The 14,833-nt window shown below is 60.1% G+C and carries 14 protein-coding genes; 5 read left to right on the plus strand and 9 right to left on the minus strand.

Translation table 11 applies throughout. The features are described 5' to 3' along the window. The first annotated feature begins 4 nt into the window (after positions 1-4). Complete coding sequence (locus MTP43_RS12755; protein WP_249234874.1) at positions 5-1,915, plus strand: hypothetical protein; 1,911 nt, start codon at positions 5-7, stop codon at positions 1,913-1,915. Positions 1,916-2,015: 100 nt separating this feature from the next. Here the strand turns inward: MTP43_RS12755 and murC are convergent, their stop codons facing one another. Beyond that, the gene (murC, locus tag MTP43_RS12760) at positions 2,016-3,401 is read right to left on the minus strand and encodes a UDP-N-acetylmuramate--L-alanine ligase (RefSeq protein ID WP_015537359.1); all 1,386 of its coding nucleotides are present in this window, start codon (positions 3,399-3,401) and stop codon (positions 2,016-2,018) included. Positions 3,402-3,582: 181 nt separating this feature from the next. Further along, positions 3,583-4,779: a bifunctional phosphopantothenoylcysteine decarboxylase/phosphopantothenate--cysteine ligase CoaBC gene (gene coaBC, locus MTP43_RS12765; protein WP_112122047.1), complete on the minus strand. Its 1,197-nt coding sequence runs from the start codon at positions 4,777-4,779 to the stop codon at positions 3,583-3,585. A gap of 184 nt (positions 4,780-4,963) precedes the next feature. On the opposite strand from coaBC, the gene MTP43_RS12770 reads away from it, so the two are divergent. From MTP43_RS12770 to MTP43_RS12780, 3 genes are all read left to right on the plus strand, one after another. Further along, positions 4,964-5,854, plus strand: coding sequence for a type III pantothenate kinase (locus MTP43_RS12770; RefSeq protein ID WP_097783037.1), 891 nt, complete (start codon positions 4,964-4,966; stop codon positions 5,852-5,854). 27 nt (positions 5,855-5,881) lie between these two features. Next, positions 5,882-6,865: a Gfo/Idh/MocA family protein gene (locus tag MTP43_RS12775; RefSeq protein WP_005921556.1), complete on the plus strand. Its 984-nt coding sequence runs from the start codon at positions 5,882-5,884 to the stop codon at positions 6,863-6,865. Positions 6,866-7,005: 140 nt separating this feature from the next. After that, positions 7,006-7,605 (plus strand): ECF transporter S component, encoded by a 600-nt coding sequence (locus tag MTP43_RS12780; RefSeq protein WP_097783036.1) that lies wholly within the window; start codon positions 7,006-7,008, stop codon positions 7,603-7,605. 198 nt (positions 7,606-7,803) lie between these two features. Here MTP43_RS12780 and MTP43_RS12785 read toward each other — a convergent pair whose 3' ends face one another. Genes MTP43_RS12785 through MTP43_RS12815 form a run of 7 tightly spaced genes read right to left on the minus strand, consistent with a single transcriptional unit; the run spans position 7,804 to position 12,710 of the window. Next, positions 7,804-8,058: a phage holin gene (locus MTP43_RS12785; protein ID WP_015537355.1), complete on the minus strand. Its 255-nt coding sequence runs from the start codon at positions 8,056-8,058 to the stop codon at positions 7,804-7,806. Positions 8,059-8,062: 4 nt separating this feature from the next. Continuing rightward, the gene (locus tag MTP43_RS12790) at positions 8,063-8,281 is read right to left on the minus strand and encodes a hypothetical protein (RefSeq protein WP_015537354.1); all 219 of its coding nucleotides are present in this window, start codon (positions 8,279-8,281) and stop codon (positions 8,063-8,065) included. 5 nt (positions 8,282-8,286) lie between these two features. Beyond that, positions 8,287-8,700 (minus strand): YcbK family protein, encoded by a 414-nt coding sequence (locus tag MTP43_RS12795; protein ID WP_005921548.1) that lies wholly within the window; start codon positions 8,698-8,700, stop codon positions 8,287-8,289. Between the two features lie 11 nt (positions 8,701-8,711). Further along, positions 8,712-9,389, minus strand: a complete 678-nt coding sequence (locus MTP43_RS12800; RefSeq protein ID WP_113621531.1) for an SGNH/GDSL hydrolase family protein — start codon at positions 9,387-9,389, stop codon at positions 8,712-8,714. A gap of 1 nt (position 9,390) precedes the next feature. After that, on the minus strand, positions 9,391-10,491 hold the full coding sequence (locus tag MTP43_RS12805) for an Ig-like domain-containing protein (RefSeq protein WP_113621532.1): 1,101 nt from the start codon (positions 10,489-10,491) through the stop codon (positions 9,391-9,393). Next, positions 10,488-11,075 carry a hypothetical protein gene (locus tag MTP43_RS12810; protein ID WP_015537350.1) on the minus strand — a complete coding sequence of 196 codons (588 nt, stop codon included), beginning with the start codon at positions 11,073-11,075 and terminating at the stop codon, positions 10,488-10,490. Before MTP43_RS12810 ends, MTP43_RS12805 begins: the two co-directional genes overlap by 4 nt. A gap of 12 nt (positions 11,076-11,087) precedes the next feature. Further along, positions 11,088-12,710 (minus strand): hypothetical protein, encoded by a 1,623-nt coding sequence (locus tag MTP43_RS12815; RefSeq protein ID WP_113621533.1) that lies wholly within the window; start codon positions 12,708-12,710, stop codon positions 11,088-11,090. Between the two features lie 791 nt (positions 12,711-13,501). On the opposite strand from MTP43_RS12815, the gene MTP43_RS12820 reads away from it, so the two are divergent. After that, positions 13,502-14,494, plus strand: coding sequence for a 3D domain-containing protein (locus MTP43_RS12820; RefSeq protein WP_242993153.1), 993 nt, complete (start codon positions 13,502-13,504; stop codon positions 14,492-14,494). Positions 14,495-14,833 lie beyond the last annotated feature (339 nt).

Consider the following 14,833-nt stretch of genomic DNA (forward strand, 5'->3'; position numbering starts at 1 on the left):
CGTTATGAAAAAATCGCTTCGTTTCGCCAGTGCGGCGCTGGCAGTTGCCCTTGCCGCCAGCTGCGCAGCCCCGGCTTTTGCCGCAGGCGGCAGCAGCTTTACCAAGTCTGAGACCGTGTACGCTGTGATGAACGCCGATGGCTCCATCCAGAGCACCACTGTCAGCGAGCACGTTTACAGCGCCTCCGGTCTGTCCAAGGTGACCGACCAGAGCACCCTGACCAATATCCAGAACACCGAGAGCAGCGCCGAGTTCACACAGGACGGCGAAAAGCTGGTGTGGAACACCGATGATACCGATGTGTATTATAAAGGTGATACCGACCGCGCCCTGCCCATTCAAGCTACCGTCACCTACGCGCTGGACGGTCAGGAAGCCGCGCTGGAAGATCTGATCGGCAAGAGCGGTCATCTGACCATGACCATCGCCCTGAAGAACAACGAGACCGGCACCGTGAACGTGAACGGCACCGACCGCACCATCGTCACCCCGCTGGTCACCGCTGTGGGTGTGATCTTTGGGCAGGATGCCACCAACGTGGTGGCTGCACACGGTCTGGTGGAAAGTGCCGCCAAGAGCAATGTGGCTGCCTTTGTCACCCTGCCGGGCGTGAAGGATTCCCTGTCCGGTCTGCTGCCGGACGAACTGGACACCATTGAGGACTATCTGCAGGACACCATCACGGTGGAGGCAGATGTCACCGGGCTGACCTGCCCGCAGGTGATGATGGCCTGCGCCACCAGCGCTGCGGCTCTGGGCACCGACAATGTGTTTGACCTGAGCAGCCTCAACGACCTGACCGACGGCATCAACCAGCTGAATGACGCCATGAGCCAGCTGCTGGACGGTGCTTCTCAGCTGGAGGATGGTACCACCCAGCTGAGAAGCGGTGTGCTGGCACTGCTGGACGGTGCCAACACCCTGAACACCGGTGCAGCCGCACTGGACAAGGGTCTGGGCCAGTTGACCAACGGTCTGGACACCCTGAGCTCCAACAACAGCGCCCTGAACAGCGGCGCACAGCAGGTGGCGGACGGCGTGCTGGCTTCTGCCAACAAGACCCTGAAAGAGGGCGGTCTGATCGACACCGATATGACCTGGGACAACTACGCCGCAGTCATCGACAACATTCTGACCATGAACGACAAGACGCTGGCTGCCGGCCGCCGCAAGATGGTGCGTACCATCTGGGAGCAGGCGCCCAGCTTCAAGGACAGCCAGCTGGATCTGGCGCTGTACCTTTCTGCTACCAAGACGAACCACGATCTGGAGGCCGCTCTGCACCTGATGCAGAACTACGACCCCTCCATGCTGTGCGGTCTGGTGCAGCTGCTGACCAGTCAGGAAGCCAAGGACACCGCCAAGGCAGAGCTGAAGTATCAGGTAGAGAACAGTCAGGATATCGCGGATGTGCGCGCCCTGAAGGACAGCCTTTCCAAGATCCAGTACTTCGTTTCCAGCGTGGGCCAGTACACCGCCGGTGTGCAGACCGCCGCAGACGGTGCCCACTCTGCCAAGGACGGCAGCGCACAGCTTGCCGCCGGTACCAAGACCCTATACGACGGCGTGAACACCCTGAGCGATGGCGCAAGCCAGCTGAATGACGGCACCCACCAGCTGAACGATGGTCTGAACCAGTTCAACGAGGAGGGCATCTCCAAGCTGACCGGCGCACTGGATCAAGATCAGCTGCACGGCCTTAAGACCGTGCTGGACGAGATGTCCGACCGGCTGGAAAACTACACCAGCTTTGCCGGTGCACCCGAGGACGCTGAGAGCAGTGTGAAGTTTGTCTACAAGACCGCCGAGACCGTGGCCGCTGCCGACAATGTTGTGGCTGAGACTGAGACGGTGAAGGAGGGCAACATCTTTACCCGCCTGTGGCAGCGCATCGTGAATCTGTTCAAGTTCTGATAACGCCAACATCCTTCCAGAATCGTAGATAGAGACGCAGAAGCGCCCCGCAGCCGAATGACTGCGGGGCGCTTCTGTATTTATAATTATTTAAATCAGCTTACTGATCCTTTTCCACCATCATCTTGCTGGCTTTATAGATATCGCCACAGCCGAGGGTGATGACCAGATCACCGGGCTGGGCGTTCTGCTTTACCCAGTCGGCGGCTTCCTGCAGGCTGTTCACCAGCACGGAGCCGGGGATCTGCGCTGCCAGCTTTGCGCTGGTAATGGTGGGGTCGTTGGGCTCGCGGCTGCCCATGATGGGGGTCAGCACCGTGATGTCCGGGATCTTGAGCACATCCACAAAGTCGTTGAACAGCATCTTGGTGCGGCTGTATGTAAACGGCTGGTGGACGGCGATCAGGCGCTTGTAGCCCATTTCTTTGGCGGTGTTCAGGGTGGCGCGCAGTTCGGTGGGGTGGTGGGCGTAGTCGTCGATGACCAGCGCACCGTTGCACTCGCCGTACACCTCAAAGCGGCGGCCTGCGCCCTTGAAGTTCAGGGCAGCTTCGGCGCACTGCTCTGCGCTCAGGCCCACAAAGCGGCACACGGCGCACATGGCCAGTGCATTATAAATGTTGTGGCGGCCGGGCACGGACAGGCGGATACGGGTGGTGTCGGTCGTATTCCACTCCTTCAGGTCGAACTCGAAGAAGCCGGGCTTATACTCGTTGATGTTGACAGCGCGGTAGTCGCCGTGGTTGTCGATGGCAAAGGTGCGCACCCGGCGGTCCAACGTGTACATCACGTCCATGGTGTTCTTGTCGTCAGCGTTGGCAAAGATCATGAACTGGGTCATCAGGGCAAAGCGCTTGAAGGCGAACTTCAGCTCGCCCATGCTGCCGTAGTAGTCCAGATGGTCGTTGTCGATGTTCAGCACCACGGACAGGTAGGGGGTCAGCTTCAGGAAGGTCTCGGCGAACTCACAGGCCTCGATAACGATATCATCGCCCTTGCCGGCCTTGCCGTAGCCGTTGATGAGGGGCAGCTTACCGCCGATGACGGCAGAGGGGTCGCGGCCTGCCAGTTCCAGCGCAGTGGTGATCATGGAGGTGGTAGTGGTCTTTCCGTGGGTGCCGGACACGCAGATGCTCTGCTTATACAGGCGGCTCACATAGCCCAGCAGCACGCTGCGCTCCACGGTGGGAATGCCATAGGAGGCGGCTGCGTTCAGCTCCACGTTATCCTTGGAGATGGCGGCAGAGTACACCACCATGTCCGCACCGACAACGTTATCCGCATTGTGGCCAAGGCTGACCTTCACGCCCATCTCCCGCTCGTAGCGGATGATGCTGCCGTCCAGCACATCGCTGCCGGACAGCTCGTAGCCCTTGGCGGCAAGGATCTGGATCAGCGGGTACATTCCGCTGCCGCCGCAGCCGATAAAATGGATTTTCTTTACATGGTCCAGCAGATGCTGGCTATAATCCGAGTACATGAACATAGTAAGGCTCTCCTCCAAATATTAACGGCTGCAGCGCAGACCGATTCCTTCCAAACATAGGGACACACTCTTATTATATAATTTTTGCAGCATAAAATAAACAGGTAAGGCCGAATTTTCGGAAAGAACCATAATTTTTTTGTGAATTTTGTGATATGTGTACAACAAAATCCCGGCAGTATTACTTTGCCCGCCGCCGCAGGATCTCGTCCAGAATGGCATCAGCCACGTCTGCCTTGCTCATCAGGGGCAGCTCCCGGGTGCCGTCCGGGGTGATGAAGGTGACCACGTTGGTGTCCACCCCAAAGCCTGCACCGGCCACCTTGAGGTTGTTTGCCACCACCATGTCCAGATTCTTCTTGGCAAGCTTCGCGGAGGAGTTTTCCACAAGGTCCCGGGTCTCCATGGAAAACCCGCACAGGAACTGGTGGGTCTTGCGGGGGCCGATGGTGCCAAGGATATCCTCGGTGCGCTCCACCGGGATGGAGAGGTCGCCTTCCTTCTTTTTGATCTTGTCGTTGGCCACGGTAGCGGGGCGGTAGTCCGCCACGGCGGCGGCCATGATGAGCACATCGGTGGTGTCAAAGCGGTCAGTCACCGCCTCGTACATCTGCCGGGCGGTGGTCACCGGCACATCGGTGGTGAACTTGACCGGCGGCAGCGCGGTCTGCCCGTGGATCAGGGTCACTTCGGCGCCCCGCATGGCGGCGGCGCGGGCAAGGGCGTAGCCCATCTTGCCGGTGGAGTGGTTGGTCAGGTAGCGCACCGGGTCCAGCGCCTCCTGCGTAGGGCCGGCGGTCACCGCGACGCGCACCCCGGCCAGATCCTTCGGGCGGGCGATGGTGTGCAGGATGTGCTCCAGCAGTACCTCCTCCTTGGGCAGGCGTCCGCTGCCCACATCCTTGCAGGCCAGCACGCCGCTTTCGGAGGGGATGACGGTAAAGCCGTACCGCTCCAGCGTGGCAAGGTTATCCTGCGTGATGGGGTTTTCCAGCATGCCGGTGTTCATGGCGGGAGCCACCAGCTTCGGGCACTTGGCAGCCAGCACCACGGTGGTAAGCATATCGTCCGCAATGCCGTGCGCCATTTTGGCAATCACGTTGGCGGTGGCGGGGGCGACTAAAATCACATCCGCTTTTTTTGCCAGCGAGATGTGGGTGACCTCAAACTTGAAATCCCGGTCAAAGGTGTCCACCATGCACTTGTGGCCGGTCAGGGTCTCAAAGGTGAGAGGGGTAATGAACTGGGTGGCGTTTTTGGTCATGATGACCTCCACATCCGCACCCAGCTTGCGCAGTGCACTGGCCACGTTGGCCATCTTATAGGCGGCAATGCCGCCGCTCACGCCCAGCAGGACGCACTTGCCGTTCAGATCCATGGTTCGTTTACCTCCCGGAAAAACAGTTCTTTTCCACATATCTTACCTTAGTATAATGCAAAACTTCCACCAGCACAACAAAATCTTTGCCGGGAACTTGTATCCGGCGCAAAAATGCGGTAAAATACGCTTGACAAAGAGCAAACCGGTTCTTTTCTTTTATTTTGAAAAGGAAAACAGAATTATGATCTTAGCCATTGATATAGGCAACACCACCGTCGCCCTTGGGGGCATCCGGGACGGACGTGTATGCTTTGTGGCGCGCATGGACACGGTGCGCACCCGCACGGCTGCGGAATATCGTGCCGAAATGGATAAAATATTTGCGCACCGCCGCCATCCGGAGCGTCCCATGCGCTTTGAAGGTGCAGTGCTTACCAGCGTAGTGCCCCAGATCACCGGGGCACTGGCCGAGTGCGCCCGCCACTACACCGGCAAAAAGCCGGTCATCGTTTCGCCGGACATCCGCACCGGGCTGACCATGGGGGTGGACGAGCCCCGCGCCGTGGGCAAGGACCGGCTGGTGGATGCCGCCTATGCGGCGGCAAACTTTCCGCTGCCGGTCATCACAGTAGACCTTGGCACCGCCACCACCTTTAATGTGGTGGACAAGGATCGGGTGTTCCGGGGCGGCGTGATCTGCCCCGGCCTTTCCACCGGGCTGCGCGCACTGGGTGAGCGCTGTGCCCAGCTGCCGCAGGTGCATCTGGGCTCCCCGAAAAAAGCCATCGGCACCAATACCGAAAGCTGTATGCTGTCCGGCTCGGTGCTGGGCACCGCCGTGCTCATTGACGGCATGGTGCAGCGCATTGAAGAGGAATTGGGCAGCCCGGCTACACTGGTGGTCACCGGCGGTCTGGCAAAGTACGTCACCCCGCTGTGCCGCCACCCCCTGACCTATGACCCGGAGTTGCTGATGAAGGGGCTGGCACTGCTGTACCAGCTGAACGCCCCGCAGGAGCACGGCCGCAGCCATGGCGGCGGCAGGCATTACGGTCAGCAGGGACGCCTCCGGGCAAAGCACCCGCACCCCAACCGCCGCACCCGCCGCGAGCCGGAGGCGCTGGTAGGCTGAGGGAACAAGAGGATAAGGGAGAGCATTATGAAACTGGGCATTCTTGGCACGGGTAAGATCGTGCAGGAATTTTTGCCATGGCTTGTGGAGCACACGCCGTTTACTGTGCAGGCGGTGTGCAGCACCCCGCGCTCGGCGGCAAAAGCCGCAGAGCTGTGTGCACAATATCAGATTCCGCAGCACACTACCAATTATTTTGAGCTTTTGCAGTGGGTGGACGCGGTCTACATCGCCGTGCCCAACTTACAGCACGCCCGCTACGCCCGGGTGGCGCTGGAGGCAGGCAAGCACGTCATTGTGGAAAAGCCCATGGCGGTGACCGCCGCCGAGACCGAGGAGCTGGCTGCGCTGGCACAGCGCAAGCGGCTGTTCCTCTTTGAGGCGATGACCACCCAGTACCAGCCCAACTACGCCAAACTCCGGGAGCTGCTGCCCCGGGTGGGCACGGTGCGCATGGTACAGTGCAGCTTCAGCCAGTATTCCAGCCGGTACGACGCCTTTTGCGCCGGGCAGACCCCGCCGGTGTTCGACCCGCTGTGCGCGGGCGGTGCACTGATGGATTTGGGCGTGTACAACGTCAGCTACATCGTGGGTCTGTTCGGTGAGCCCAACAAGGCGGTGTATGCCGCCAACATGGAGCGCAATATCGACACCAGCGGTGTGCTGATGATGGATTACAGTGGCTTCAAGGCGGTAAGCCTTGCTGCCAAGGACTGCGCAGCCCCTGCCCGCTGCATCATTCAGGGCACGAAGGGCTACATCCTGCAAAAATCCACCCCGAACTACTGCGGCGGCGTGACCTTCCATCCCAACGAGGGCAAGGAGGAGCACTACAACCTGAACGGGGATCGTCCCCGGCAGGCGGCAGAGTTCGAGGCCTTTTACCGCGCCATGACCGCCGGAGACCAGGAGCTGTGCGCCCGCATGCTGGATACCAGCATCGCGGTGAGCCGGGTACTCACGGTGGCGCGCCGCAGCGCCGGGGTGCGCTTCCCCGGTGACAGATTTTAACGCATTTTTCTCTGGAACACGCCCTGACAACCACGCGCTTCCAAAGATTTGAATATTCACCTAAAACCCGCACAGAGCGGGCAGATTTGCGCCGTATCCGACAACAAAGGGCGGAACGGCAGCAGGAGGAAAACTGAATTATGAAGAATACCAATACCAAGACTCTGACTCGTGTGGCCCTGCTGGTGGCCATTGAACTGGTGATGAAGCTTGTCGGTCTGGGCAGTGTGCCCGTGGGCCCGCTGTACATGAGCTTCCTCACCCTGCCCATCGCCGTGGGCGCCATCACCATGGGCCCCGCCGTGGGTGCCCTGCTGGGCGGCGTGTTCGGCGCTGTGAGCTTCTACGATGCCATCACCGGCGCATCTGCCATGACCGGTGCACTGTTTCAGGTCAGCCCGCTGAACACCTTTATCCTGTGCGTAGGTATGCGTGTGCTCATGGGTCTGTGCTGCGGCCTGATCTTCAAGGCTCTGCAGAAGCTGGACAAGTCCCGCACCTGGAGCTACATCCTCAGCGCCATGACCGCACCCGCCCTGAACACCCTGTTCTTCATGGGCTACATCGTGCTGGCTTTCTACGGCTGCGACTATGTGCAGAATCTGGTGTCCGTCAAGGGCGCTGCCAACCCCTTCATGTTCGTAGTGCTGCTGGTTGGCGTGCAGGGCGTAGCCGAATTTCTGGTGTCCGGCATTCTGGGCGGCATCGTCGCCCGCGCCGTGGCAAAGTTCCTGAAGTAAGCCCGGCTGCGCACCATGTCAGGGCGGCGCATCCGTGTTTAGAATAGAAAAATGAATGCTCCTCCGGCAACTGCCGGAGGAGTTTTTTGTTGGGAACGGCTCCAATATCCTTCCTGTGAAAATGCAATGCCGGAGCGTCCTCAGACGCTCCGGCATTGCTCTATTCACAAAAATATCGTCCCGCCTGCCCGGCAGCCTTTACTTCTTTTCCCGCAGCTGTTCCAGATAGCCGTCGGCCTTGATGGCCTCCGGGGTGAAGGAGTTATTCTTCCACCAGTTCACAAGGGCGGCGGTCACGGTCAGGCCGGTGGTCACCAGCTGCTCCACGGTGGCACTCTCGATGGGCAGCATGGGCTTGCCGCAGGCGCTCAGCACCTGATTGGTCAGTGCCAGCGCCAGCGCAGCCGTGCGTGCCAGGGTGGCGGCAGAAATTTTGCAATGGGTATCGTTCATAGGTTCAGTTCCTCTCTTTCTCTAAATCTGCGATGCGGTGGTTGGCCACCTTCATCTGTTCTTCTAAAATGGGTACGCGGCGGGCAAAGTTGTTATGCTCCCGCACCTCCCGGGTCAGTTCTTCCAGCTTGGTGTCGGTCACCGCCTGGCTTTTTCCGTTGGCGATCAGCACGCCGATCAGGGTCACCGCGCCTGCAATGATGGCTGAGATGATGCCTGTCATCGCGCTCACCCCCTCCACCGGGCTTTGTCTGCCCGGGTGTCCACGTGCACCCAGCCGGCGGCGCGGCCCGCCTTGACGGGGTAGCGTCCCACGCCGCCCCGGTCCGGCATCAGGCTTTCAGCGTAGGCGGCCACAGCCTCCACGCTCACGCCCTGCACCCGGATGTCCGCTGCCCGGCCATACAGGTGCTGGCTGAACTTTGCCCCGCCTGCCTTGGCGTTGTGTGCCGGGGTGCGGTAGGCGCTGGTGATCGTCACCGGTTTTCCGAAGTGCTCCCGGATACGCTCCAGCAGTTCTGCCAGCGCCGTGTCGATGAAGACAGGGTCGCTGCCGTCCTTGCAGCGGAACTCCCGCACACAGAAGTGCGGCGAGAGGGCGGTGCTGCCGTCCCGGGCAAGAGAATACGCTTGCAATGCCATCGTGCGCCCCCTTACAGCCGTTTCAGCAGCGCTGCGATGGGCTCTGCATAAAACCGCTCGTAGCCCGCTGCGTTGGGGTGGGTGCCGTCGCTGGTGTACTTATCGCCCAGTTCGCTGACGCCGTGTTTTCCCATAGGCGGGGTGGTCTCCGCAATGTCAACGTAGGGCACGCCCCATTTTTTCAGCGCCGCAAGGATGGCAGGCTTATAGGTCTTGTACCAGTTTTCGCTGCCTGCAAACATCCCGCCGTGCGGGAACACATAGGCCACGCGCTTGTCGCTGTGATTCGTTGCCAGATCGTCCAGCATCTTCTCCAGTGCGCCGGTCATGGTCGTTTCATCGTAGGCAGCGGCAAACCCATCGGTCAAGGTGCCCACAGGGGCGTTGTTCCAGGCATCATTCACGCCGCCCTCCAACAGGATGTAGTCTGCCTTTGCAAGCGCTGTGGAGTTTGTCACCACTGTGCTGATGCAGCCACGGGTGCCGCCGTATACCTTATCGGTAATATTCGGGGTCAGCGTTGCGCCGTCCACCGCTTCATTGGTCAGGGTCATGCCGTACTTGTCTGCAATACATTTGCCGTAGCCGCCTGCGCTGCTCTTGCCGTAAGCGATGCTGTCGCCTGCAACGTACAGCGTTTTTCCCGCCAGCGGGCTGATGATCTGACCGCTGATGTCAAACACTTCCATTTTACCACCCCTTCTCGATGTAATCGTTCACCTTGTCGTCACTCAGCAGGCCTTTATACACTCTGCACTGATACAGCGTACCCAACCAGAACTGCTGCTTTTTGCTGCCGTCCGCGCTCTGCGCCGCACCGATCAGGAAGGTCTGGGGCACATCTATGATTGTGCCGTTTGTGGTTTTCCACTCCGTCAGCGGGCAGTAGGTACTGCCGCCGCGATATTTTCTGCCGTCGATCTGCACTGCATACCGCGTACGGGTCTTGAGGTGTTCGATGCTGTCTGACAGGGTCACGCCGCCGTAGTTGTAGTAGGCAAACTCGGTCTTATTGTTCAGCGGGCTGCTGGTGGAGTTGAAGCCGGGCAGATTGTCGGTATCGCCGGTCTCGGTCAGGCAGTGCAGGAAGGCAGGCCATGTGTTTGCATTAAAGTCGTCCCCCGCTTTCGCATCCACTAGGATCGTGTATTGCGGCGTCTCGGTGGAGGCGTGCTCCAGCAGCTTCAGGCCGGTGTCCAGTCCCTGGGTCAGCACGGTCTCGCCGGGCAGACTGTAGATCAGCTGTGCTGTCTCCACTACTTCCACCGTTACCGCGCAGCTTGCACTCTTACCGCCTGCTGTGGCAGTCACGGTGCAGTTACCTGCTTTGATGCCTGTTACCACGCCGTTTGTCACAGTGGCAAATCCGGTAGGCAGAACGCTCCACACCACCGCCCTGTCGGTTGCGTTCGCGGGCAGCACGGTGGCCGTCAGGGTCTTGCTCTCGCTCTCGTTCAGGGTCATGGTCACGGCGCTCAGGCTCACGCTCTGCACCGGAACTTCCTGTGCACTGCCGCCCCACTCTGCACGCAGAGCATTCAGGGTGGGCTGCATCGTGTCGGTCTTATAGGCTGCATTTTCAAACAGGTTCAGCAGCAGCGCCTTTGCGTTGGCGGTAAAGCCCTCGCCCGGGTCACCTTTTGCACCCGCCGGGCCGGGGTCGCCCTTTTCTCCCTTGTCGCCTTTTTCGCCCTGCGTTCCGGCAGCATTGGCAATGCCTGCTTCCATGTGGTTCAGCTGGGCGGCCGTCAGGGTCTGGCCGTCCACAAAATTCTGTTTTACGTAGCTCATTTGTTCCTCCCTAAGATCATTTTTCCAAGGATCGCCTGCCCCAGCACGGCAAAAACGTTCTCCTTCGGCGGCTGCGGGTTGTCCCACAGCGTCGCCAGACGGTCGCAGGCATCCATAGCTGCGTCATTGCCCGCCGCCAGCATGCGCAGTACTGTCAGCAGCGCCTGTTTTTCCGCGGTGGTAATACCGCTGCCTGTGCCCAGCAGCCCCACCAGCGCCTCCCACGCAGGCGTAGCCGGGGCAGGCATCGCGCCCTCTGCCGTGCCGCTGTTGGCGCATACTTTGCACCGCACATCAGCGCTGGTCACGGTGCGGCTGCCGTCCGTGCCCTCAAAGGTGAGGCAGCCCGCGCCGGGCACTGCCGTCACCGCCGCCGGTACGGTCAGGATTCCGTTTTCCACCAGCGTAGCCGCGCTTGCGCCGGGGGTGTGCCAGTGGGCGCACACGGTCAGCCCCTTCCACTCGCCCCGCTGCTCGATGCGCAGCCGGTAGTTGCCCCGGTTGCCCGCATACCCCAGCAGCAGCTGTCCGCCGGGCACCGCTGCCGCGCCGTTGCGTTCCAGCCGGATGGTCATCTCGTTCATGCTGCACCGCCCTTACACATACTGGTAGCCCTCCACGTTGAAGGGATAAGCGTTGTCATTGCTCGCCAGGTTTACATCGACCACGCCGATGTTCACCGTGCCGTTCGCAGCAAAACTCACCTTCACCAGTGCTTCGCCCTTGCAGTAAACGCCGTCCCGCAGATTGTAGGTGTTGCCGCCGCCCACTATGGCCACCGCCGTACCGCCCCGCACGATGCGGGTGCAGCCGTAGTCCGCAGCCGCCGCTGCGGCTACTCCGCCGGTGGTAGCGATCGTGGTACATTCCAGAGGGACCGCCATCCTTACCACAATATAATCCACCTCGTCCGGCACAGTCATCGTCTTGTTGCTTTTGCCCGCCGCACCGTCGCTTGTGTAGACAAGCTTTCCGTTCATGTCCGTCACTCCTCTCAGTTGATTCAGTTTTTCTGCCAGGCTAAAGCCCAGCACCGTGTCAAGGTTTTCCGCCGTCATTTCCAGTGTGCCGTCTGCGCTCACGGTCAGGCCCCGCCCCACCTTCACGCCGCCCAGCACGGCTGCGGTGGCACACGGCAGGGTGCAGCCCATGCCGAATTTCCGGTCTGCCTCAGCCTTGGAGTAAAACCGGTCGTCCGCGCCCAGCTGCAATAGTGCGGCGGCCTTTTCCTGCGCCGACCAGCCTGCTGCTCCGGCGGCACTGGTCAGCGCCTTTTTTACGCCGTAGGGCAGCAGCGCCGGGGTCAGGGGCGCATAGGCCTCGGTCATACGGTCCAGCTGCGCCGCCGTGGCGGGCACGGTGGTCAGGGTGGCATCTGCCCGCACCGCAACGCCGTACTGCCCGTCTGCCCGCACCGCGCCGGGCGTTGCCGCCGTAGGCACGGTCTCGCTGCGCACATAGGGGCGCAGGTCCGGCAGCGGGGTGGTATCGGTCTGCACCGCGCCGGTGGCGGCATCCACGCTGAGAATGCGCACCACCTCGCCGGGCAAAGGCTGCGCCGGGCTTGGCACCGCCCCCACATCCTGTGCGTTCAGCTGCACCGCGCCGCCCTTGCTGTTCACGCTCAGCACCTGCCCACCGGTGGGTGCATAGCTTTCTGCCCGCAGTGCGGCAGCCTCCGCCCGCTTTGCGCTGGCCTCGGCATCGGTACGGTCGGCCAGAATTTTGTCCGCAGTCTTTTGCGCCAGTGCCGCCTGCATGGCGGTATCTGCCGCACCGTTCTCGGCACGGCGGGCGCTTTCCGCTGCGGCGTGTGCGCTTTCCAGCACGCGCGCCACAAACTGCTCGTACACCGAGGGCGGCAGCTCCTCACTGCCGCCGTCCGTAGGCAGGGTGGCGTACGCATCGTAGCTGCCGGGGCGGGTGTAGGCGGTGTAACCGCCGCTGCCTATGGCGGCCAGCATCCACTGTCCCCGCACGCTGCCGGTCAGGCGGCGGTCCACCGTCACACTGTCGTCGGCGTCCAGCGGAATGGCGGCCAGCTGCACCCCATCGCTGCGGCGCAGATACAGCGCCAAGGTGCACCCCGCCCACGCTGCGGGCAGGATGAACTGCAGCCGGTCCACCCCCTCGGCGTTCTGTGCGCCAAGGTGCAGCCGGTGCGGCCGGGGCACAAATTCGGTGCCGCCGCACTGCTGCTCAAGGATTTCGATCTCCATGCAAAACCTCCTTTTCTGTTTGCTGTCCCGATTGTACCGCCGGGGGCGCAAAACTATCCAGTGTGTACTAAAAATGTGAAATTTTCTGTTCTTCGGCATTTTGCTAAACGGGGTTTTGGCACCGGAAATGCGAGCTTTTTCCCCCTGCCGGGACCGGGTAATTCCCCTGCAGGTTTTCCATGCAAAACCCGCGATGTGGGGCAGCTTGTTTTGGGCGCAGCGGCCGCTGCTGCGGCCTTATTCGCAGAGAAAAGAGCCGGTGCAAATGTTAAAAATTCATGAACGAATTGCCCCCAGAAAAAAGGAAAAAATCAGAAGGAAACCACCTAAAAACCAAAATATCAAAAGAAACACTGTGAAAATTGCACAAAAAATAATGTTATAAATCTAACAAAGTGCAAGGCGCAAATTTGACAGATGCTTTACGGTCTGGTAAAATAACGTTTGCGCAACGAACGTTGCAGCGTTTAAATTCTATCTGGATGAAGTAAAAAGCCGTCCTGCGTACGGCACGGCATGGGCAGATGCGGCCTGTGCCGGGGCAGTTTTGTGGTCTGCCCGAAGCGGATTCCAACCTGTAATACGGTGCTCATTCTTTTTACCCGAAGAGAGCATCGTATTTGACTGTGAGACGCTTATACTCAGAGCAGCCACAGTCCGGGCGGCCGGGGTGCTGATGCAATCCAGACCCGCGGCCGCGCCAAATACGACAAAGAGAGGAGTTGTCTCGTATCGCTTCCGTTAAATTGAAGGAAGCAGTTACTGCCGCAAAGCAGGCAGTATCTCCCCGTGTGCTGGCATTTTGTGTCATGGTGGTATGCCTTGTGGCTACCCTTGGCGTCACCGCTGCAAATCTGCGGCTGACCTACGTCACCGACTCCAATGGTGCACGGCAGGTCCTTCTGACCGATGCCGATGCTTCCCCCGCACAGGTCATGCACCTTTCCGGCATCCGCTCTGAAGAGGGCGATGAGGTCTACTACACCGCGTTCAGCGGCAATCTTGCCTCCCTGAACATCGAGCGCGCATTCTCCGTCAGCATCACCGCCGACGGGCAGGAATACCCTGTAAAGCTGGTGTTCGGCACCGTAGCCGATGCACTGGAGCGCGCCGGTATCACCCTTGAAGGGGACGACTACACCGAGCCGGCGCTGGATCACGTTGTGACCGCCGGCAGCAAGATCGTGGTCCACCGCGTGGACTACGAAGAGCGTGTGGAAACTCAGGCCATCCCCTACGACACCCAGTATGTCTACACCAGCCTGTACTTCCGCAACACCGGCCGCACCACCACCCTGCAGCACGGTGCAGCCGGTCAGCAGACCGTGACCACCCGCGACCGCTATGTAGACGGCGAGTTGGAGAACAGCACCGTTGTGGATACCACCACCACCGTGGAACCCACCGACCACGTTATCAAGACCTACGGCGCAGGCGCGCCAGTGTCCCCCCTGACCGGCGCGGACGGCACCACCAACGCCCCCACCTCTTATAGCAAGGTGCTCACCGGCAAGGCCACCGGCTACTATTCCCGCAGCGGCAAAGGCTCTTCCGGTCTGGGTCTGGGCTATGGCACCGTGGCTGTGGACCCGGACGTGATCCCCTACGGCACCAAGCTCTACATCACCTCCACTGACGGCAAGTTCGTCTACGGCTATGCCGTAGCCACCGACACCGGCATCGCCGTCCAGAAGGGGCAGATCCTTGTAGACCTGTTCTACGAGACCTACGCCGAAAGCGTCATCAACGGCGCCATTCAGGTCAACGTCTACGTTGTGGGCTGAGCTGTAAACAAAACACAATAACCACGCAAAGAGACCGCTGTACAAACTGTGCAGCGGTCTCTTTTGATGTTAATCAGAATACTATTTTTATTTCGGGGTCGGGGAAAGTCTGTGGGCTTTCCCCGACCCCTTTTCTGTTTTCGCAACGCTTTCGCTGAAACCGTTTGTCAAATGAGCAGTTTACACGATGTTGAGCTGCAAATTTTGGATGATATGCCCACAACATACAGAGAATGCCAGAAAATTTGTGTTAATTGTATTTGTTTTTCGGACAAAAAGTCTTGCAAAACTGGTCAAAACCTTTTAATATAAAAGAGTACAAAGCTGCGGAAGCCGCTT

It is taken from the genome of Faecalibacterium sp. IP-1-18, assembly GCF_023347355.1.
Classification (GTDB): Bacteria; Bacillota; Clostridia; order Oscillospirales; family Ruminococcaceae; genus Faecalibacterium; species Faecalibacterium prausnitzii.

Excerpts from the sequence above, each read along its gene's own strand:
- MTP43_RS12810 (WP_015537350.1), bottom strand. The coding sequence starts at position 11,075 with ATGAACGAGATGACCATCCGGCTGGAACGCAACGGCGCGGCAGCGGTG.
- MTP43_RS12770 (WP_097783037.1), top strand. The coding sequence starts at position 4,964 with ATGATCTTAGCCATTGATATAGGCAACACCACCGTCGCCCTTGGGGGC.
- MTP43_RS12755 (WP_249234874.1), top strand. The coding sequence starts at position 5 with ATGAAAAAATCGCTTCGTTTCGCCAGTGCGGCGCTGGCAGTTGCCCTT.
- MTP43_RS12785 (WP_015537355.1), bottom strand. The coding sequence starts at position 8,058 with ATGAACGATACCCATTGCAAAATTTCTGCCGCCACCCTGGCACGCACG.
- coaBC (WP_112122047.1), bottom strand. The coding sequence starts at position 4,779 with ATGGATCTGAACGGCAAGTGCGTCCTGCTGGGCGTGAGCGGCGGCATT.
- MTP43_RS12815 (WP_113621533.1), bottom strand. The coding sequence starts at position 12,710 with ATGGAGATCGAAATCCTTGAGCAGCAGTGCGGCGGCACCGAATTTGTG.
- MTP43_RS12795 (WP_005921548.1), bottom strand. The coding sequence starts at position 8,700 with ATGGCATTGCAAGCGTATTCTCTTGCCCGGGACGGCAGCACCGCCCTC.
- MTP43_RS12775 (WP_005921556.1), top strand. The coding sequence starts at position 5,882 with ATGAAACTGGGCATTCTTGGCACGGGTAAGATCGTGCAGGAATTTTTG.
- MTP43_RS12800 (WP_113621531.1), bottom strand. The coding sequence starts at position 9,389 with ATGGAAGTGTTTGACATCAGCGGTCAGATCATCAGCCCGCTGGCGGGA.
- MTP43_RS12805 (WP_113621532.1), bottom strand. The coding sequence starts at position 10,491 with ATGAGCTACGTAAAACAGAATTTTGTGGACGGCCAGACCCTGACGGCC.
- MTP43_RS12780 (WP_097783036.1), top strand. The coding sequence starts at position 7,006 with ATGAAGAATACCAATACCAAGACTCTGACTCGTGTGGCCCTGCTGGTG.
- murC (WP_015537359.1), bottom strand. The coding sequence starts at position 3,401 with ATGTTCATGTACTCGGATTATAGCCAGCATCTGCTGGACCATGTAAAG.
- MTP43_RS12790 (WP_015537354.1), bottom strand. The coding sequence starts at position 8,281 with ATGACAGGCATCATCTCAGCCATCATTGCAGGCGCGGTGACCCTGATC.